Annotated in this window: 3 protein-coding genes and 1 pseudogene; 1 reads left to right on the forward strand and 3 read right to left on the reverse strand. The window is 53.5% G+C overall.

Features of this window, described 5'->3' with window-relative positions:
• A pseudogene (locus tag ACEW8P_RS12260) lies at positions 1–248 on the forward strand (IS4 family transposase); the annotation flags it as partial.
• A gap of 66 nt (positions 249–314) precedes the next feature.
• Here ACEW8P_RS12260 and ACEW8P_RS12265 read toward each other — a convergent pair.
• The 3 genes from ACEW8P_RS12265 to ACEW8P_RS12275 all read right to left on the reverse strand — a co-directional run bounded on the left by ACEW8P_RS12265 (position 315) and on the right by ACEW8P_RS12275 (position 3,032).
• Complete coding sequence (locus ACEW8P_RS12265; protein WP_373513369.1) at positions 315–1,508, reverse strand: threonine synthase; 1,194 nt, start codon at positions 1,506–1,508, stop codon at positions 315–317.
• 69 nt (positions 1,509–1,577) lie between these two features.
• Positions 1,578–2,483, reverse strand: coding sequence for a LysR substrate-binding domain-containing protein (locus ACEW8P_RS12270; RefSeq protein ID WP_373513370.1), 906 nt, complete (start codon positions 2,481–2,483; stop codon positions 1,578–1,580).
• Positions 2,484–2,870: 387 nt separating this feature from the next.
• Positions 2,871–3,032, reverse strand: coding sequence for a hypothetical protein (locus ACEW8P_RS12275; protein WP_373513371.1), 162 nt, complete (start codon positions 3,030–3,032; stop codon positions 2,871–2,873).
• Positions 3,033–3,350 lie beyond the last annotated feature (318 nt).

Here is a 3,350-nt window from a genome sequence, read left to right on the forward strand (position 1 = left end):
ACGGATCTGAACAGGAGTTTCTTCAAAAGCTTAACAGTACTCTGGAAGGCTCGACCAGCAAGCAGAAGAATCCTCACCCTCCCGAAAGCCTGGCTTTCGGAGCCTGGGTGATTGCCAGACTGGCTGGATGGAGTGGCTACCGGAGCCAACGGCCAGCCGGACCCACGGACTTCTTCACAGGATTACAGCGCTTTTATGAACAATGGCAGGGGTACCTGCTATTCCGTCAGAGTTGTGTATATACTTAAGGTGGATACACACGCCTACCGGTACATAGTAAACGGGGCCTGACCGCCCCCGGCCCTTGACTCACCTTACCATCTCCCATTCATATTCTCCGCGTATTTCTGGCAGGAGCCGGTGTTCAGCAGTAGTACGTGCTCTTCCGGCTTGATCCATCCCTGGTGCAATAGCTTTTTAGTAGCGGCCCAGATGGCCCCGCCTTCGGGAGCGACGAATATGCCTTCCTCCCGGCAGATCTCCTTGACCCCTTCCACCATTTCATCCTCAGAGACGGTCAGCGCCGTACCATTCGACTCCCTCAAAATGTGTAGCATTAAGGGTTCGCCGATGGGGCGGGGTACGGCAAGTCCATTGGCGATAGTGGGCTTACCTACATAGTTTTTGCTGTTGGGCTGCTTGCCAAGAAAGGTATCTACCACGGGGCTGCATTCTTCCGACTGTACGGCCACCATCCGGGGCAGAGGCTGGTTAGGGGCCAGCCAACCGAGCTGCTTCATTTCGTCGAACGCTTTCCAGATGCCGATCAGGCCGGTGCCGCCGCCGGTGGGGTACATGATCACATCCGGCAGTTGCCAGTTGAGCTGTTCCGCTATTTCGAAGCCCATGGTTTTCTTTCCCTCGATCCGATACGGCTCTTTCAGAGTAGAAACATCAAAGTAACGCCCGTCGTGGTTGAGCTCCCGTACTTTGGCGGCGCAGTCGTTGATCAGACCATCGATGAAGATTACCTGGGCTTGGTAGGCCAGGCACTCGTCCTTGAAGGCTTCTGGCGTGTGGCGGGGCATGACGACCACCGCCTCCATGCCGGCGCGGGCGCAGTAGGCGGCCATGGCAACCCCCGCGTTGCCCGCCGTGGGAATGATGCAGGCCTGGGCTCCGTTTTCCTTCGCCTTGGAGACCGCCATGCTCAACCCCCGCGCTTTGAAAGAACCCGTGGGATTGAGTCCTTCGTCTTTCAGGGTCAGTTGGCCCATGCCGTGCAGGCCGACCAGTCGGTTTACGGGTAGCAGGGGCGTCCAGCCTTCGCCCAGGCTCACCTGATTTTCGGCGTGCAGGACGGGAAGTACCTCCTCATACCGCCAAAGGGTTGCCGGGCGGGTAAGTAGGTCGGTTTTGGATATTCGGTTTTCATCCAGGGCATACCGGCACAGCAATGGGGCCTGGCAACAGGTGGACAGTGTCTGTAGTTCAAAGGCAGAATGAGGCTTTCCGCAGTTGGAGCAATGTAGATCGAGTAGTAGCGATGGTGTAGTTAGTACGGGCATAAGAATAATCAATTTTGCCCGCAAGGTGGATTATCCTACTGCATCATGCAAATCGTATTTTGGCATGAGTTATTCCCTGATGGAATAGTAGTGTTGGGTAGCGCAAATGAAGGCATTGGCCCAGAGATTGTTTTCAGTACCTTTTCGCTGAATGAAGTGAAAGCTACGGGTAATGGAAAGCCCGGCGATGGGTACTTCTACCAGGGTGCCGCTTTCCAGTTCGTGCATAATGGCCAACCGGGGCAGAAACGACAGACATGTGTCGGCGAGGACAAAGTTTTTCAAGGCCTCCGTACCTCCCAGCCGAATCCGGATGTGTAATCCGGCCTGGGAAACGCCCTGACTTTCAAGGGCGGCCTCTACTGCCGCCAGGGTACCCGATCCGGCTTCGCGCAGGGCCAAAGGGATAGTAGAGAGGTCCTCCACGGTGAGGGTTCGCGCTCGCAGGGGGCTGTTGGTGGAACACACAGCTATGATCTCATCCGTCATAAAAGGAGTGTAGGTGATGGTGTTCAGGCGAATTTCACTTTCCACAATCCCTACGTCAATTTCATGTTCGAGCAGCGCCTTTTGGATATTGGTAGAGTTGCGATTCAAAGCACCGATCTGGATCGTCGGGTGCTGGCGCAGGAAGGCCGATAGGACCGGAGGAAGTACGTACAGACTGATGGTGGTACTTGCCCCGATGGATAGTTTGGTCGGGGGCGAAAAGCTCTCATTGAGCTCGTGCATGGCCTGGTTCAACTCCTGCTGCAACTGGACGGCCTGCTGTAATTTGTCATACAGCAATTTCCCCGCCTCCGTCAGGCTCACGCTCGTACCGTGGCGCTCAAACAGGCCGGTTTTGTAGTAAGCTTCCAGCGACTTGATCTGCTTGCTGATGGCCGACTGACTCAAAAAAAAAGTCTGGCTGGCCTTGGTGAAACTCAGCAGACGAGCCACCTCGATGAATACCTGATGATGTAATGAGAGCATGGCCCCAAGGTAGCGGTTTGGGCAGATACTTGCAACAGCAGTCAAGCGGGTTAAGTACCCCATTTGTCCGGGACGGTGAGGCCACAGTCTTGCTGAAACTGGGGTATGTGAATACCATTGGATTGGGTATCTGGAATAGCATCAAAGTGTAGAAAAAATAGCCGGTGAATTGACCAGCTTGCCTAATGTTTTATGTTACAGATATCAAGGAGTGTCAGATTGCCAGTACGAAACTCGCCTGCGGCCCACCGGGAGCGAATATTGCCCGCGACCGGGATTTCTGGCCCGTGGTGAACATGTACATGCAGCTGTCATAGGTATAATCCATGAAATTCATAGTCACGTCATTCGTACCACACCTATTCCGTGGCCCGTGTCTCCAAGGGCCTACCGATATATGGCAAACGGGGCGGGATTGTCGGTAGTTGGGTCGAGAGGGACAACGTCCAACAAGGAACAGAGATCTTGCAGGAAAAGCCCATAATTGGCGCGTTCGGCACCACCGGCGGTTTTCCAGCGGTCTTCAAAATCGGGGTAGAGCACAGACAAGGGGTAGAAAGTCGTAGTGAATATAGGGCGTTACTGAAATTTCCATAAGGGAGGAATTTTTCAATTCTAATCCTCATTACGTCACCCTTTTAAAAAGTGACTGAAAAATTCCGTTTTGCACTGGCTTCTATTCACCCTCCATTGTAAATAGTAATTGAGAGATCGATTCAGTGGTATGCCGTCAAAGAGATGATCCCTGCTTATCCGGATGATGAAGTTTTGATGGAATTCGCTTACAATGAGTTCGGCGATTTTTGCCATAACCATTGCTTTGGCCGCTTTGATCCGGTACTGAGGCGATTTTACGACGCCGATTGG

The sequence above is a fragment of the Persicitalea sp. genome (genome assembly GCF_041751555.1).
GTDB lineage: Bacteria > Bacteroidota > Bacteroidia > Cytophagales > Spirosomataceae > Persicitalea.

Coding starts and splice junctions, on each gene's coding strand:
- ACEW8P_RS12270 (WP_373513370.1), bottom strand. CDS start 2,483: ATGCTCTCATTACATCATCAGGTATTCATCGAGGTGGCTCGTCTGCTG.
- ACEW8P_RS12265 (WP_373513369.1), bottom strand. CDS start 1,508: ATGCCCGTACTAACTACACCATCGCTACTACTCGATCTACATTGCTCC.